The sequence below is a fragment of the Occultella aeris genome (assembly GCF_902703175.1).
Classification (GTDB): Bacteria; Actinomycetota; Actinomycetes; order Actinomycetales; family Beutenbergiaceae; genus Occultella; species Occultella aeris.
In genome coordinates this window covers 255,555-270,016 of sequence record NZ_CACRYJ010000068.1, presented here as the reverse complement: position 1 = coordinate 270,016, position 14,462 = coordinate 255,555, and the positions used below count along the sequence as shown (strand labels likewise).

Genomic DNA, 14,462 nt, shown 5'->3' with positions numbered 1-14,462 from the left:
CGGGTGTCGAGAATCTGCCATGGCGCAAAGGCGCCACCCACGGCGTCACTCTATGTGGCACTTTGTCTCCACCCGACCTCTTTGTCCCCCGGAAGGCCACCCGTGCGCGCTCGACCTCCTCTCTCCTCCGCCCGTCGTCGTGGACGCCGTTCGGCGCTGGCCGGACTCGCCGCCGCCATCGTCCTGACGTCCGGATCGTTCGCGGCCGCCGCCCCCGGCGACCCCGGCGACGGCAGCGGCGGCAGCTCCGGCCCAGGAGCAGGAGCAGCCACCCCTGCGGACCGTCACACCGTCACGCTCCTCACCGGTGACGTCGTCACCCTGACCGACCTCGCCGACGGCAGCCGGACCGTCGACGTCGAGCCGGCCGACCCGGCCGCGCTCGTCCGGACCTACGTCGTCGACGGCCACATCCACGTCGTCCCCGAGGCCGCGCTGCCGTACCTCGCCTCCGGCGCTCTCGACGACGCACTGTTCGACGTCTCCCAGCTCGTCGAGTTCGGGTTCGACGACGCGTCCGTCGCGGCGACACCGATCATCGTCGAGTACTCCGACGGGCCGAGGCCGCGCACCGGCCCGGTCACCGGCCTCGACCTCGACGTCGCGCTGACCAGCATCGGCGGAGCAGCCGGTGGCGCCGACCGCGCGGTCGCCGAGCAGGCCTGGGCCGAACTCACCTCCTCCTCCGGTCGGTCTGCCGCTGCCGGCGCACTCTCGGCCGGGATCGAGACGATCCACCTGGACGCCCCCGTCGAGGCCTACCTCGACACCAGCGTCGGCTACATCGGTGCACCCCAGGCCTGGGCCGCCGGGTTCGACGGCACCGGCGTGCGCGTCGCCATCCTGGACAGCGGGGTCGACGCGGGTCACCCCGACCTGACCGAGTCCGTCATCGAGACCCAGAGCTTCGTACCCGGTGAGACCGTCGACGACGTCAACGGTCACGGCACCCACGTGGCATCGACGGTGGCAGGCTCGGGTGCGGCGTCCGGCGGCCTCTACGGCGGCGTCGCCCCCGGCGCGGACCTGCTCGTCGGCAAGGTGCTCAGCGACAACGGCGAGGGCCTCACCTCCTGGATCATCGAGGGCATGGAGTGGGGCGCTGCGAACGCCGACGTCGTCTCCATGAGCCTCGGCAGCCGCGAGGCGTCGGACGGCACCGACATCATGTCGGAGGCGCTGAACGAGATCACCGCCGAGACCGGCACGCTGTTCATCGTCGCCGCGGGCAACAGCGGCGCTCCCGGCACCATCGGGGCGCCCGCCGCGGCGTCGGGCTCGCTGGCGATCGGGTCGGTCGACGACACCACGGACGAGCTCTCCTGGTTCTCCAGCCAGGGCCCGCTCTACGGCTCCGGAGCGCTGAAGCCGGATGTCAGCGCGCCCGGCTCGGGCATCACTGCCGCGCGCTCGCAGTTCTCTGCCGGAGAGGGCTCGTACACGACCATGGACGGGACGTCGATGGCGACGCCGCACGTCTCCGGTGCCGCGGCGATCGCATTGCAGGCGGACCCGACGCTCACCGGTGTGCAACTCAGGGACCTCCTCGTCAGCTCCGCCCGCGATCTCGGCTTCACGCCGTACCAGGCCGGCAGCGGCGTGATCGACGTGCTGGCCGCCGTCGAGCGCGATGTGTTCGCAACCGGCAGCGCCGACTTCGGGATGCTCCCTTGGGGCGAGGCGTCCGGAACCGTCGACCGCGACGTGACCTTCACGAACCGGTCCGATACCGAGCTGACGCTCGACCTCGCGCTGTCCGTCGCCGTCGAGACCCCCGGCGGTGACGGCGGCGGAGGGATCGATCCGGGCATTGCGCCCGGCAGCACCACGCTCGCAGCCGATGACGCCGTCCTCCTGCCACAGACGCAGGTGACGGTGCCGGCCGGTGGCACCGCGACCGTCACGCTCGCCGGTGACCACGCAGCGCTCGCTCCTGGCGAGCAGCTCTCGGGGACCCTCGTCGGGTCCGTGGCCGGGGAGGCGCTCACGCGCACGTCGATCGGCATGATCACGGAGGCGGAGCGCTACGACCTGACCCTGCGCGCCACCGGGATCGACGGTCGGCCGGCCACGATGTACGCGATGTTCTTCAACCTCGACACGCAGAGCGCCGAGAGCATCATCGTCGACGGCGAGACGACGCTGCGCCTGCCGGCCGGCCGGTACAGCGCGATGGCGTACGCCGACGTCGAGACGGCGCCCGGCACGGACGCGATCGCGCTCGTCGGCGACCCGGACATCGTGCTCGAGGGGGACACGACCGTCGCCCTGGACGTCCGCACGGCGGATCCCGTCACGGTGGACGTCGGCCGCGACGACCTGTCCGCGGAGAACCGGCGGATGGACTACAGCGTCGAGGGGATGATGGGCTCGGCGATGATCCCACTCCTCGTCGATGAGCTGCTGGCCCAGCCCCTCGTCGCGGAGAGCGCGACCAGTTTCGCCTTCACGACGCGCTGGCGCCTGCGCGACCCGCGCATCACGCTCACGCTCGACGGTGCGGACCTCGGCGCCCGCGAGCAGCCCGCCGCGCCCTACCTCGACGGTGAGTTGTCCACGACCGCCACCGACCTGGGCGCCGGGAGCAGCGCCGATGTGGCGGGGGTCGCGCTCGACGGCGGGATCGCCGTCGTCCGCAGCTCCACCGAGGTGGGGCCGGTGGAGCGGGCTGCGAACGTCGCCGCCACCGGGGCCGCACTGCTGGTCGTCGTCCAGGGCGAGGAGTCCCTCGAGTGGTACGGCGACGACTTCGGCAACGACGCACCGCTGCCGGTGGCCGCGGTGAGCGGCCCGAACGGGCAGGCCCTGCTCGGCGCCCTCGCGGCCGGCGACGTGGAACTGAGCGCCGTCGGGCGGCCCGTGGCCGACGACGTATATGACGTCCTGCTGTACACCGACGGTGAGATCCCGGCGAACCCGACGAAGATCGCGGACGACCTCGCACTCGTCACGACGACCTACCACGGCGCCCAGAACACCCTCGTCGGCGAGTTCCGCTACGACTTCGCGCCGGGCGTCGACGTGGGTCAGGGCTTCCTGTTCGCCACCGAGCGGCCCGGGGTCCGTCGGGAGTGGGTGAGCACCACGGATGCCGAGTGGTACCAGGGAGCCACCGACATCGGCTCGACGTGGGAGGTCCGCGACGTCCGTCGCTCCTACACCACAGGCGAGGAGCTCGAGGCCTCGTACTTCTCGCCGATCGTGCGCCCGTACGTCGGGGCCGGGTACTGGGCTCCGTTCCGTCAGGCCGACGGCGTGCAGATCAACGTTCCCGGGTGGGCGGACGGCGGCGACGCGATGCGCACCGGGGCGCTGGACACCTACTCCGGGCTGCCGGGCTTATCACAGCTGGGTCAGTTGTACGTCGACGGCACGCTGGTGAGCGAGAGCGCCTACCAGGGCGTGACGGCTTGGGACCTACCGCCGGGCGAGGCGCGCCTGCGTTTCGTCAACACCACGTCGCACGACCCGACGATGATCCCGACGTCCACCTCGACGGTGACCCAGTGGGAGTTCGACTCCCGAGCTCCCGCGGCCTTCGACGAGGCCATCCTCCCGATGATGCAGGCGTTCTATGACGTCGAAGCCGCCATCGACGGCACCGTCGGTGCGGGCCGGACGGTCGGGGAGCCGGTGCCGCTCGCGGTCGAGGTCGGGCACCTCGCCGGGGCGACCGGTTCCGCGGAGCTGGCGTCGGTGACCGCCGAGTTCTCGACCGACGACGGTGCCGCGTGGCAGCAACTCGAGCTCACCGAGACTCCTGCCGTCGCGGGCGCCGTGTTGCCGCTGGCGACGTTCGTCCAGGAGCGCGAGTACGTGCGGTCGTTCGCCGCCGAGATCCCGATCCCGGATTCCGGCGGCACCGTCTCACTGCGGGTCAGCGCACAGGACGCGGCCGGGAACGCGTTCAGCCAGGAGATCACGTCGGCCTTCGTCGTGGTCCCCGCACTGGACCCCGGCGAGCCGACCGAGCCGCCGGCACCGACCGAGCCACCGTCCTCCGGTGGGCCCAGCAACCCCGGCGACGGCGGAGCCGGTGATCCCGGAGCAGGCGATCCGACGGACGCCGGCCCAGGAACGGGGAGCACCGGAGGCTCCCTGCCCAGCACGGGCGCGAGCATCGGCCTGCTGGTGCTCCTCGCGGCGGCAGCGGTCGGTGGCGGGCTCCTCCTGCGGCGCCGCTTCGCCGCGGCGCACCCCGGCCGCCCGTGAGACGGACGAGCGCGCGGCCCTCACCCCGGCCGCGCGCTCGTCACGCTCAGCGTCGTGGTGGCGCGGTGGTCTCGCCGACGACGAGCTCGGTGGGCAGCACCTGCTTGGCCACCCTGCCACGCTCGCTCAGCTGGGCCAGGACCGACTCAAGGGTCGCGCGTCCGAGTGCGTGCTCATGCTGGTCGATGTGGGTGAACCGCCGGACCTCGTCGTCGAACACGTGCTGTGGCGCGTCGAACGAGACGACCGAGATGTCGCTGGGCACCTCGAGCCCGAGTTCATGCAGCGCCCGGACCAGGAGCAGCCCGACGGCGTGCTCCGAGGCCACGAATCCGGTGAGGTGGGAGTTCGTGGTCAGGAACTCCTTGAGGCTGGCGAGGTCGTCGGCGACGCTCACCTCGTGGTCGGGCACCACCGAGGAGACCTTCCGATACTCGTGGGCCGACGTGAATGCGAGTCCGTGCTCGGCATGCGCGTAGACGAATCCGCGGTGCCGGTCGTCGAGGGTGGACACGGTCCCGGACGAGGTGACCAGACCGATGTTGCGGTGCCCTAGCCCGAACAGGTGCTCCGCTGCCGCACGGCCCGACGCCACGTTGTCCGAGCACACCGTCGAGACCGGGAGACCGTCGAGGTTGCGGTCGAGGATGACGAGCGGGAGTTGCGTCGAGACCAGGTCGAGGATCGCAGGCGCGATCCACTCCGAGGAGCCGGGCTGCAGGATCAACCCGTCCACACCGAGGTCGCGGTACTGGGCCAGGAGTCCTTGCTCCCGGTCGTGGAAGCCCTCGGTGCGGCCGACCACCACGTTGGCCCGGCCGAGGCTGGCGTCGAGGATGCCCCAGAGCACCCTGGTGCCGAAACTGTCGTCGAAGCTGGTCAGGACGCAACCGATGGTGGGCAGCGTGCTCGTCGAACGGGCGGCCCCCAGGCCGGCGGTCCGCGAGATCACCTCGGAGCCGAGGCGAGGCCGGCGCTTGATGTACCCGGCCCGGTCCAGCATGTCCAGGGCGTGCTTGATCGTGATCGTCGAGACACCGAACTCGTCGGCCAGCTGGCTCTGGGTGGGCAGCCGCTCCCCCACGTCGATCGCGCCCGACTCGATCCGCTCCTTGAGCGTGGAGAAGACCCGGGCGTACAGCGCGTCGTTCATGGCGGTCCTTTGGATGAATGAATATGCCCAGAGCCTAGCGCAGCAGGCACTGGGCGACCGGACCGCCGCGTGCGTGTCGTCGGCGTCCGTCCCGCAGGTAGCTCGGGTACCGGTCCACGAACTCGACCTCCCCGATCACCGATCCGGGCTCGGCTCGGAACCGGGGCAGGCTCGGTTCGGTGAGGTCGAGGTTCTCGTCGAACGTGCTCGCCATGAAGGCGTGGAGCTCGGCGAGCTCCGCGGCGTCGGGACGCCCCGGAACGTGCGCTCGATGAGCGTCCCGTACTCGGTGTGGTCATGGCCCGGCGCGAGCACGAGGTCGGGCATCGCTCGTACGAGTTCACGGACACGACCGACGGACTCCAGCTGGAGGCGCTGCGACCGCCGGCCCAGCATGATCGGCCGCAGCTGGTCGCTGGCGAGGTGCCGGACCGGGTAGAGGGTGTCTCCGGTACAGGGCACGTGTGTCAGGCGGTCGGGGTCTCGTCGTCGGGGTGCTCGGTGACCTCCTGCACGAAGACGACCTTGTTTCCCGCCGGATCAGCCCCCTCCGCGGTCCTGACGATTCCTTCCATCGGCTCGACATCCGGCCCTCGCCCGATCCATCGCCCGTACCAGGCGGTAGCGCCGGCGTGGTCGGTGACGGGCAGCACGCTGATCACGCTCGTCAGCATTGACTCGGGCATCGTCGATCGGTCCTCTCCGTGCTCGTGTCGGTTGACCCTGCCGTCATGCCGGCAGTCTCAGGGCCCGGATGGATGGCGTTCAGTGCGATTCCGACGAGGCTCCACTCGATGACCTCCGGTGCGTACGAACCCTGGCGGACCAGCGGGTCCCGGCCCGTCCAGGCCTCGGCCTCAGCTCGGGTCGACGTGTGCAGCAGGTAGGCCGCCCGCGCCCCCGCGACGGGCGGATCGAGGTCACCACCGAGGAGCACCGCGCCGTGCGAGACCATCTCGTCGATGAAGTGGACGTGCTCCTGCCATGGCGGCTCGGTCGCCGACGCATCCGGCACAGGGCGCAGCAGGACGAGGAAGTAGCTCACGGTCGGGATCACACCGGTCTGCGTCATGACCATCCCATCTCATCCGGGGGCCACCACGGTAGGACCAGGTCAGGCGCCGGGGCTTGGAGAAAATGGCCGGGTCAGTCGGCCACGGACGACGATGCCGGGAACCTGCTCGCCGCAAGGAACTGTCGCGGAGAGATGCCGGCGAACTCCCGGAAGTCCGCGTTCATGTGCGCCTGATCGTAGAAGCCGTGCGCGACCGCCGCCTCGCTCAAGGCCTCGTGCCTCCGGGGCAGATCGGCCACCAGGCCGCGGAACCGCACGATCCGGGAGAAGAGCTTGGGCTTCACCCCCACCTGCCGCTCGAACGTTCGCACAAATCGCTTCGGACTACTCCCGACGCGCTCGATGATGTCCGCGACCCGCACCCTGCCGCCCGTGCGCTCGATCGCCGCGACGGCGTGCCCGACACCCCGGTCGACGCCCACCGGGCCCGCAAGCCGGTCCGCGACCCATCGGGCCACGATCCGAAGCCGGTCGGCATCGGTCCCCGGCTCGTGGAGTCGGTCGGTGAGTCGACCGGCCTCCGCGCCGATCAGGTCGGCCAGATCCACGGCTGTGCCGGTGACCTCCTGCAGCGGGACATCGAAGAGCGAGGCAGCACCGGCCGGCTTGAGCCGTACCCCGATCATGCGTGAGGTCGCGGTGGGAGTCTCGACGACCATCGGCGCCACGAGCAGCCCGGCCAGGCACGACGGCGGACACGTCGCGGGCGAACTGCCATCGACGATCCGGAACGTCGGGGAGGACTCGTCCAGCTGGATCAGCAGGTCCAGGGTGCCCGTCGGGTAGTAGCGCTCGCGGCGCCGGAGGTTCCCGTCGAACAGCCACACGGACTCGACCCGTGCGGCGGCGGGCGCGGCGGGCCGGAGTTCGAGGTGCGTCCACGAGCCCAATTCAGACTCTTCTCGCCACGAGGTGAGAGCCATCCACTCAGGATACCGAGATGCCGCACGGCGTGGAGTCCCCGACGCGCGTTCGCCGCCGTGGGTCAGCGTTCGCCGACTACGCCGCGTCGAGCTGTCTGTGCGTGCCGGAGGCGTCCGCCCGCGCGAGCGCGGGGAACCAATTGTCCACCTCCGCCATCAGCCAGGCACGGGCCTCGTCGGCGGAGGCCAGCGGCACCGGGCTGCTCAGGTCAGTCGACCCGGTGCCGAGCACCTCGGGCTCGAACCAGCGCCCGGCCCGCACGACGGTGTCCAGGAGCCAGGCGTCGGCGGCGGCGCGAGCCAGTTCCCGCTGCGCCGGCGCCTCGTGGGCACCGAGTTCCGCGTGGGCGTACAGCCGCAGCAGGTCGTGCAGGAGATACCGGTCCCCCGTCGCGGGTTGCACGAGCCCGAGCTCCACGAGCTCGTCGAGCAGGACCTCGGCGCTCCAGACCTCAAGTCCGGAGACGGCGGCCGCGAGCCCGAGCCCGAAGGTCCGCCCGTCCACGAGTGCCAGCCGCCGGAACAGCCGCTGCGCGGCCTCGCCCAGCTGCCGGTAGGACAGCCCGACGGCGGTCCTGATGGCCAGGTCTCCGGCCGTCAGCGCGTCCAGGCGACGGTCGCGGACGGCCAGCCGGTCCGCGAACTTGGCGACGGTCCAGCCGCGGCGGCTGGCTAGCCGGTTCCCGGCGATCCGCAGCGCGAGCGGCACGCCGTCGCAGAGCCGGGCCAGCCGGGCGAGTTCGGGTGCCGAGGCCTGGCCCTGCGGCAGGATCGCGGCGAGCAGCGCCTGCGCGTCCGCGTCGGCGAGCCGGTCGAGCTGGACCCGCCGGACACCGTCGAGCCCGGTGAGCGCGCGGCGGCTCGTCACGAGCACGGCGGCGGGGCCGGCGCCGGGCAGTGCCGCCCGAACCTGCGCCTCGCTGTCGGCATCATCGAGGATCACGAGCACCCGGCGCCCGGCGAGCAGATCCCTCAGCCGGGCCGGGTCGGTCCGGCCCGCGGCGCCCTCGTGCCCCAGGGCGCGCATCAGCTCCACGACCACCTCGCCCGGCTCCAGGCTCGCCGGGGTCATGGCGCCCAGGTCGAGGAACACCTGCTCGGGGAAGCTCTCACGCAACAGGGTGGCCGCCCGGACCGCGAGGCTGGTCTTGCCGTAACCCGGCGGCCCGGTCACGACGACGACCGGAGCCACGGCCCCGTAGAGCCGGCGGGTGGCGTCGTCGTCACCGCCCGCTCCGGCGCTGCCATCGGTGCCACCCTCGCCGCCCAGTGCCGCCGCGACGACAGCCAGCTCGGCCGCCCGGCCCGTGAAGTCGGGAACCGCGCGCGGCAGCGGCAGGTGTGCGCCGCCGTCGGGCCCGGTGACCCGGGGATGCGGCGCCGCGGGCGGCGGTCCGCTCGGGACGCCACGGCGGCGCCCGGCCCGGGCGGCGGCGAGCAGCACCAACCGCTCCGGCTCCGGCAACTGCAGCCCTCCGGCGATCGCGAGCATGGTTCGGTGGTGCGGGCCGAGCGCGGCCCCGCGTTCGATGTCTCCGAGCGCCCGGTCGCTGACCCCGGACCGCTCGGCGAGCTGCTCGAGGGTCAGGTCGGCGGTCGTGCGCAGTCTACGCAGCAGGGTCCCGAGGGGTTCGGGCGCCATGGCGGCTCTCCAGGGTGGGTCACGGATGCGGACACCAACTCAGACCGGGCGGACCACCAGGGTGTGACACCTGCCTGACGTCGGTGGAACGCAGGAGGGAACGCACTTCCTGCCGGAGAACTTCCTGGTCCGCCGGGCACCTCCTTGCGAACCTCGATGAGGCAGCACGACTGCCACCCGAACTGAGACGACAGCCACCCGAACAGAGAAGGAGTAGACCCGTGAACGAGATCATCCTGGAGCCGGAGGCGCAGGCGGTCGCCGACGCATCGGCACAGCCACCGTTCCTGTACGAGCTTGGAACCGACGGTGCCCGCAAGGCCCTCGACGACATCCAGGCCGCGCCGATCGACAAGCCCGACGTCGACGAGCAGTGGCTGCGGGTGCCGGCCGAGGTGGGCGACGTGGACGTCCGGATCGTCAAGCCCGTCGGCGCGGACCGCCCGCTGCCGGTGGTGCTGTACGTGCACGGCGGCGGCTGGGTGCTCGGCAACGCCGGCACACACGACCGCCTGGTCCGCGAGCTGGCCGTCGGCGTCAACGCCGCGATCGTGTTCGTGGAGTACGCCCGCTCCCCCGAGGCCCGGTACCCCGTCGCCATCGAGCAGGCGTACGCGACCGCGCGCTGGATCACGACCGACGGTGCGGACCACGGCCTGGACGCGACCCGGCTCGCCGTCGCGGGCGACTCCGTCGGCGGGAACATGACCGCCGCGCTCACCCTGCTGGCCAAGGAGCGCGGGGACGTGACCTTCGTGCACCAGTCCCTGTACTACCCGGTCACCGACGCCGCGCAGGACACCCCGAGCTACCGCGACTTCGCCGACGGCCCGTTCCTCACCGCGAAGGGCATGGCCTGGTTCTGGGACGCCTACTCCCCCGACGCCGAAGGTCGCCGCGGCGAGATCACCGCCTCACCCCTGCGCGCCACCCTCGAGGAGCTGGCCGGTCTGCCGCCGGCCTTCGTGATCGTGGACGAGAACGACGTGCTCCGGGACGAGGGCGAGGCGTACGCCCGCCGCCTCGTCCAGGCCGGCGTGCCCACCACGAGCATCCGCTACAACGCGATCATCCACGACTTCATGATGCTCAACCCGGTGCGTTCCAGCCGGGCCAGCACGGCCGCCGTCGAACAGGCCGTCCACGTGCTCCGCACGGCACTCGGCACCCTCTGACCGACCCGATCAAGCCCATCCCCCGCAGTACCCATCCCAAGGAGAAGAACCATGTCCACCCCCACAGTGCTGCTCGTCCACGGCGCGTTCGCCGAGTCCGCGAGCTGGAACGGCGTCATCACCCGCCTCCAGAAGGAATCCATCCGGACCGTCGCGGTCGCGAACCCGCTCCGCTCGGTCGCCGGTGACGGTGCCTACGTGCGCGCGGTCGCCGACGCGATCGGCGGCCCGGTGCTGCTCGTCGGCCACTCCTACGGCGGCATGGTGGTCACCCACGCCGCCGCGGACAACCCGAACGTCGTCGGCCTCGTCTACGTCGGCGCGTTCATGCCCGAGACCGGCGAGTCCGCGCTCGAGCTGTCCGGCAAGTTCCCCGGCAGCACGCTCGGCGAGGCGCTGCTCGGCTACCCGGTACCCGGTGGTGACGTCGAGCTGCGCATCGACGGCGAGAAGTTCCACCAGCAGTTCGCCCACGACGTCCCGGCCGACCTGGCCGCGACCATGGCGGCGACGCAGCGCCCCGTCACGGAGGCGGCCCTGACGGAAGCACTGGCGGTCCCGCCGGCGTGGCGGTCCGTGCCGACGTGGTCGATCTGGGGCGAGCAGGATCTCAACATCCCGGCGGAGCTCCAGACGTTCCAGGCCGAGCGTGCCACGGCCCGCGTAGCCATCGAGCTCCCGGCCGCGTCGCACGCACTCTCGGTCTCGCAGCCCGAGGAGACGGCCCAGGCGATCCTGGACGCGGTCCGCGCCACGTCCTGAACAGGCGTGCCTGCCCGCCCCATCGGAGCACGGGCCGCCGGTGACGTTCCCCCGCCGGCGGCCCGTGCCGTTCCCATTGAGCGCCGCCCGCGCCGGGCGTAGGGTCGCGGTGACCGCGGACGCCACCACTGGAGGCAGGATGCCGACCGACCAGTACCACGAGCCACCGGAGGAACTCTCCGCCGAGACCCGTACGTTCGCCCGGATGTGCGCGAGCCTGGCCGAGGAGGCCGAGGCCATCGGCTGGTACGAGCAGCGCATCTCGGTGGAGCCGAACGAGGTCTCCCGGGCGATCATGCTCGACTCGCTCAAGGAGGAGTACAAGCACTTCTCCATGGAGCTGGAGTTCCTGTTCCGCGCCAAGCCGCTCTGGGCGGAGATCGCCCGCGGGGTGCTGTTCCAGGACGGCGACATCGTCGCGAACGGTGGCGCGGCCGAGGAGGGCGCCGGTTCCGGCCGAGCGCCCGACGGCGCAGGTACTTCCGACGCCCCGGGCACCTTGGGCATCGGGTCGCTGAAGGGTCAGGGACTATGAACCACCTCCTCCGATCGCACGCTCCGATCTCTTCGGCCGCCTGGGACCAGCTCGACGCGGAGGCCACCGAACGGCTGACCGTGGCGCTGGGTGCACGCAAGCTGGTGGACTTCTCCGGTCCGCTCGGCTGGTCGGCCTCGGCCACGAACCTGGGCCGGGTGGGGCCGGTCGCCGACTCGCCCGCGCCGGGCGTGATCGCGCGGGCGCGCACGGTGTTGGCCATGGTCGAGGTGCGGGCGGACTTCACCGTCTCCCGCGAGGAGCTCGCCGCGGCTGACCGCGGCGCACCGGATCCGGACCTGACCGCCCTGGACGAAGCTGCGGTGCGGATCGCCGAGGTGGAGAACGCCGCGATCATGCACGGCTGGTCCGAGGCCGGCCTCACCGGCATCACGCAGGCGAGCACGCATCGGGCCCTCCCGCACGACCCGGACGCCACGCACTACCCGCAGCAGGTGGCCGCCGCCGTCGCGACGCTGCTGCGCACGGGCATCGCGGGGCCGTACGGGCTGGCCCTCGGCCCGTCCGACTACACCGAGGTGATCGAGTCCGCCGAGAACGGCGGCTACCCGCTCTTCGACCACCTGCGCAAGATCCTGCAGGGCGGTCCTATCGTGTGGGTTCCCGGCCTCCGCGGTGGCACAGTGATGAGCATGCGCGGCGGCGACTTCCTGTTCACGGCCGGCCAGGATTTCGCGATCGGTTACGACCACCACGACGCGGACTCGGTGCACCTGTACCTGGAGGAGTCGTTCACGTTCCACGTGGCGACCCCGGAAGCGGCCGTCGAGCTGTCCGACGAATAGCCGGACTCCGCCGCCCGCCGTACTCCAACGCAACCCTGCAACGTTCCAACCTCAGGTTGGAACGTTGCAGGGTTGCGCTCGGCGGCCTGGCGTGGGTGGTGGGGTCGGGTGGGTCGTGGTGATGTGGGGCGCCGCGATCAGGTCGGCAAGGTCCGCGCCGGCCCGGAGCAGGGCGACGGTGCGGGTGCCGAGCTGCTCGAGACGTGCGTCGACGATGCCGGACGCCACCACGACGTCGTGCCCCAGCCGAGCCACCAGGTCGCGCACGGCGTCGACGCCGTAGCCGGCGCCGCGCAGTGCGGCGACGATCCGGGCCGTCCGAGTCGCCTGCAGGTCATAGCTGCGCACCCGCAGCGACGTCACCCGGTCCGGGCGCAGGAGACCCTCGTGCTCCCAGTGGCGCAGCGTCGAGGTGCGGACGTCGAGAGCCTGCGCGAGTTCGGTGATGCTCATCGCGTCGGTCGGAACCGGCACACCGCCGGCGGCCCCGGACGGCTCGGCCGCACCACGCTCGGCGAGCCCGTCGGAGGAAGCCCCCTCGGACTCCGCGGCGATGGCGCGCAGCGCATCCTGGGCCGCGAGCAGGTCACCACGCTCGCGGTGAAGTCGCGCATGCAGTGCGGAGATCGCGGCCGCGGCGTCGGAGACCGTGGACGACCTCAGGTCCCGCAGGAGCCGGCGTGCCGGGACCGGTCCCGCCGCGACCGCCAGTGCCCGGTAGGCCCGCAGCGCACTCACGTGCACCTGCGTGTAGCGCCGGTAGCCGTTCACGGATCGGGGCGCCGCAGGGATCACCCCGAGCCGCTCCAGGTCCCGGACCTGCTGCACCGAGTAACCGGAACGCCGAGCCACCTCGACCGTGCGCAGCGTGGCCTCCGAACCGTCATCCCGCATGAGTTCACCGCGTGCGTCCATGAAACCCCACATATGCACTTGAAGGTCAGACTTGAACCATGACTATGGAACAGATCATCGCCGCCGTGTATGCCCTGCCCGGATCCCTCGTGCTCGCCCCCGGGCCGGGGTCCGAGTTCCCGGAGCTGGCCTGGGGCGACACCTTCTTCTACTACGCACCGGACGGTCACGTGCCCACGAACACCCAGCCGTACGCGACCATCGTGACGAAGGACTACCCGGACGACACCGCCTCCGGTCTGGATCCGTCCGGGCGCTGGCGCCTGAACATCCACGTGGGCCGGTCCCGCTTCACCGAACTCACCGGCGAGACCCCCGGTGACGCCAGGCACGACCGGGACTTCGGTGCAACGGACGTGGTCCTGCCGCACCCCGTGTACTCCGCGCTCGGCTGGATCGCGATCGTGAACCCGGCGGACGACACCGGCGACCTCGCCCTCGAGCTGGTCCGTGACGCACACGAGGCTGCGGCGGCACGCCGGCGTCGCCGTCAGGACGACTGACTACGCCGGGACCACACCGACGGCGAACCGGAACCGGTTGACCAACCGGTACCCGTCGTCGGGCGTCCGGAACGCCCGCGCCGCCTCCAGGACCGTGGCCGTCCCCGCCGCCTGCGCGGCCGCGTCCTCGCCGAGCAGCACGCCACGAACGAGGGCGACGGCGTCCGGAACCACCCAGGGCACGTCGACCAGTCCGGCCTCGCGCACGCTCAAGCCCGCCTCGGAGAGCACCTCCTCGAGCCCGCCGGGCACGCGCAGGTCACCATCCGGACCCGGATCCTCGCCCGCCTCGGCCGCCAGCGCCGCTTCGATCGCGTCCAGGTCGCTGAGCGCACCCTCGGCCCAGTTCGCGATCGCGATCAGCCCACCGGGCCGGGAGACTCGGGCCGCCTCGGTGAGGGCGTCCACGGTGTCGTCCGCGAACTGCAGCGCATTCACGGCGGTGACCACGTCCTGGCTGTCGGCGGACCAGGGCAGGTCCTCGAACCCGGCCGGTCGCAGATCGGCCTCCGGCGCGCGGACCCGGGCGAGGTCGAGCATCGCCGGCGCCGGGTCGGCCCCGGCGACCACCGCGCCGGCCGCGCTCAGCGCGGCGAGGAACTCACCGCTGCCGCAGCCGACGTCGAGGACGCGCGTCCCCGGTCCGGTCCCGGTCGCCTCGATGAGCCGCTGGTGCACAGGTGCGGCCACGCCACCCCAGTGCGCCGCCCACTCCGGGGCGAGCTCGGACCACACCGCACCGGAACCCATCACCGCCCCTG

The 14,462-nt window shown here is 72.0% G+C and carries 14 protein-coding genes; 6 read left to right on the top strand and 8 right to left on the bottom strand.

Going from position 1 to position 14,462, the window contains the following annotated elements; all coding sequences use genetic code 11:
- Positions 1-102: 102 nt before the first annotated feature.
- Positions 103-4,212, top strand: a complete 4,110-nt coding sequence (locus HALOF300_RS24985) for a S8 family serine peptidase (protein ID WP_156743579.1) — start codon at positions 103-105, stop codon at positions 4,210-4,212.
- 46 nt (positions 4,213-4,258) lie between these two features.
- Here HALOF300_RS24985 and HALOF300_RS24980 read toward each other — a convergent pair whose 3' ends face one another.
- From HALOF300_RS24980 to HALOF300_RS24955, 6 genes are all read right to left on the bottom strand, one after another.
- Positions 4,259-5,365 carry a LacI family DNA-binding transcriptional regulator gene (locus HALOF300_RS24980; RefSeq protein WP_156743578.1) on the bottom strand — a complete coding sequence of 369 codons (1,107 nt, stop codon included), beginning with the start codon at positions 5,363-5,365 and terminating at the stop codon, positions 4,259-4,261.
- Between the two features lie 34 nt (positions 5,366-5,399).
- Positions 5,400-5,579, bottom strand: a complete 180-nt coding sequence (locus HALOF300_RS24975) for a hypothetical protein (protein WP_156743577.1) — start codon at positions 5,577-5,579, stop codon at positions 5,400-5,402.
- Positions 5,580-5,832: 253 nt separating this feature from the next.
- Positions 5,833-6,051: a hypothetical protein gene (locus tag HALOF300_RS24970; protein ID WP_156743576.1), complete on the bottom strand. Its 219-nt coding sequence runs from the start codon at positions 6,049-6,051 to the stop codon at positions 5,833-5,835.
- Positions 6,033-6,437 (bottom strand): YciI family protein, encoded by a 405-nt coding sequence (locus HALOF300_RS24965; RefSeq protein WP_156743575.1) that lies wholly within the window; start codon positions 6,435-6,437, stop codon positions 6,033-6,035. The genes HALOF300_RS24970 and HALOF300_RS24965 overlap by 19 nt, the downstream gene beginning before the upstream one ends.
- Before the next feature lie 74 nt (positions 6,438-6,511).
- On the bottom strand, positions 6,512-7,363 hold the full coding sequence (locus HALOF300_RS24960) for a helix-turn-helix domain-containing protein (RefSeq protein WP_156743574.1): 852 nt from the start codon (positions 7,361-7,363) through the stop codon (positions 6,512-6,514).
- A 76-nt stretch (positions 7,364-7,439) separates the two neighbouring features.
- The gene (locus HALOF300_RS24955; RefSeq protein ID WP_156743573.1) at positions 7,440-9,005 is read right to left on the bottom strand and encodes a helix-turn-helix domain-containing protein; all 1,566 of its coding nucleotides are present in this window, start codon (positions 9,003-9,005) and stop codon (positions 7,440-7,442) included.
- Positions 9,006-9,226: 221 nt separating this feature from the next.
- On the opposite strand from HALOF300_RS24955, the gene HALOF300_RS24950 reads away from it, so the two are divergent.
- The 4 genes from HALOF300_RS24950 to HALOF300_RS24935 all read left to right on the top strand — a co-directional run bounded on the left by HALOF300_RS24950 (position 9,227) and on the right by HALOF300_RS24935 (position 12,283).
- Complete coding sequence (locus HALOF300_RS24950; protein ID WP_156743572.1) at positions 9,227-10,180, top strand: alpha/beta hydrolase; 954 nt, start codon at positions 9,227-9,229, stop codon at positions 10,178-10,180.
- A 51-nt stretch (positions 10,181-10,231) separates the two neighbouring features.
- Positions 10,232-10,942 carry an alpha/beta fold hydrolase gene (locus tag HALOF300_RS24945; RefSeq protein WP_156743571.1) on the top strand — a complete coding sequence of 237 codons (711 nt, stop codon included), beginning with the start codon at positions 10,232-10,234 and terminating at the stop codon, positions 10,940-10,942.
- A gap of 139 nt (positions 10,943-11,081) precedes the next feature.
- A complete protein-coding gene (locus tag HALOF300_RS24940) occupies positions 11,082-11,477 on the top strand; it encodes a ferritin family protein (RefSeq protein ID WP_231955744.1) in 396 nt (131 codons plus the stop codon).
- Positions 11,474-12,283: a family 1 encapsulin nanocompartment shell protein gene (locus tag HALOF300_RS24935; protein ID WP_156743570.1), complete on the top strand. Its 810-nt coding sequence runs from the start codon at positions 11,474-11,476 to the stop codon at positions 12,281-12,283. The genes HALOF300_RS24940 and HALOF300_RS24935 overlap by 4 nt, the downstream gene beginning before the upstream one ends.
- Positions 12,284-12,334: 51 nt before the next feature.
- Here the strand turns inward: HALOF300_RS24935 and HALOF300_RS24930 are convergent, their stop codons facing one another.
- Positions 12,335-13,198 carry a MerR family transcriptional regulator gene (locus tag HALOF300_RS24930; protein WP_231955743.1) on the bottom strand — a complete coding sequence of 288 codons (864 nt, stop codon included), beginning with the start codon at positions 13,196-13,198 and terminating at the stop codon, positions 12,335-12,337.
- Positions 13,199-13,236: 38 nt separating this feature from the next.
- Here HALOF300_RS24930 and HALOF300_RS24925 point away from each other — a divergent pair, with 38 nt between their 5' ends.
- Positions 13,237-13,701: a DUF6194 family protein gene (locus HALOF300_RS24925; RefSeq protein WP_197522824.1), complete on the top strand. Its 465-nt coding sequence runs from the start codon at positions 13,237-13,239 to the stop codon at positions 13,699-13,701.
- Here HALOF300_RS24925 and HALOF300_RS24920 read toward each other — a convergent pair whose 3' ends face one another.
- Positions 13,702-14,451, bottom strand: coding sequence for a class I SAM-dependent methyltransferase (locus HALOF300_RS24920; RefSeq protein ID WP_156743569.1), 750 nt, complete (start codon positions 14,449-14,451; stop codon positions 13,702-13,704). It abuts the gene before it with no gap.
- Positions 14,452-14,462: the final 11 nt, after the last annotated feature.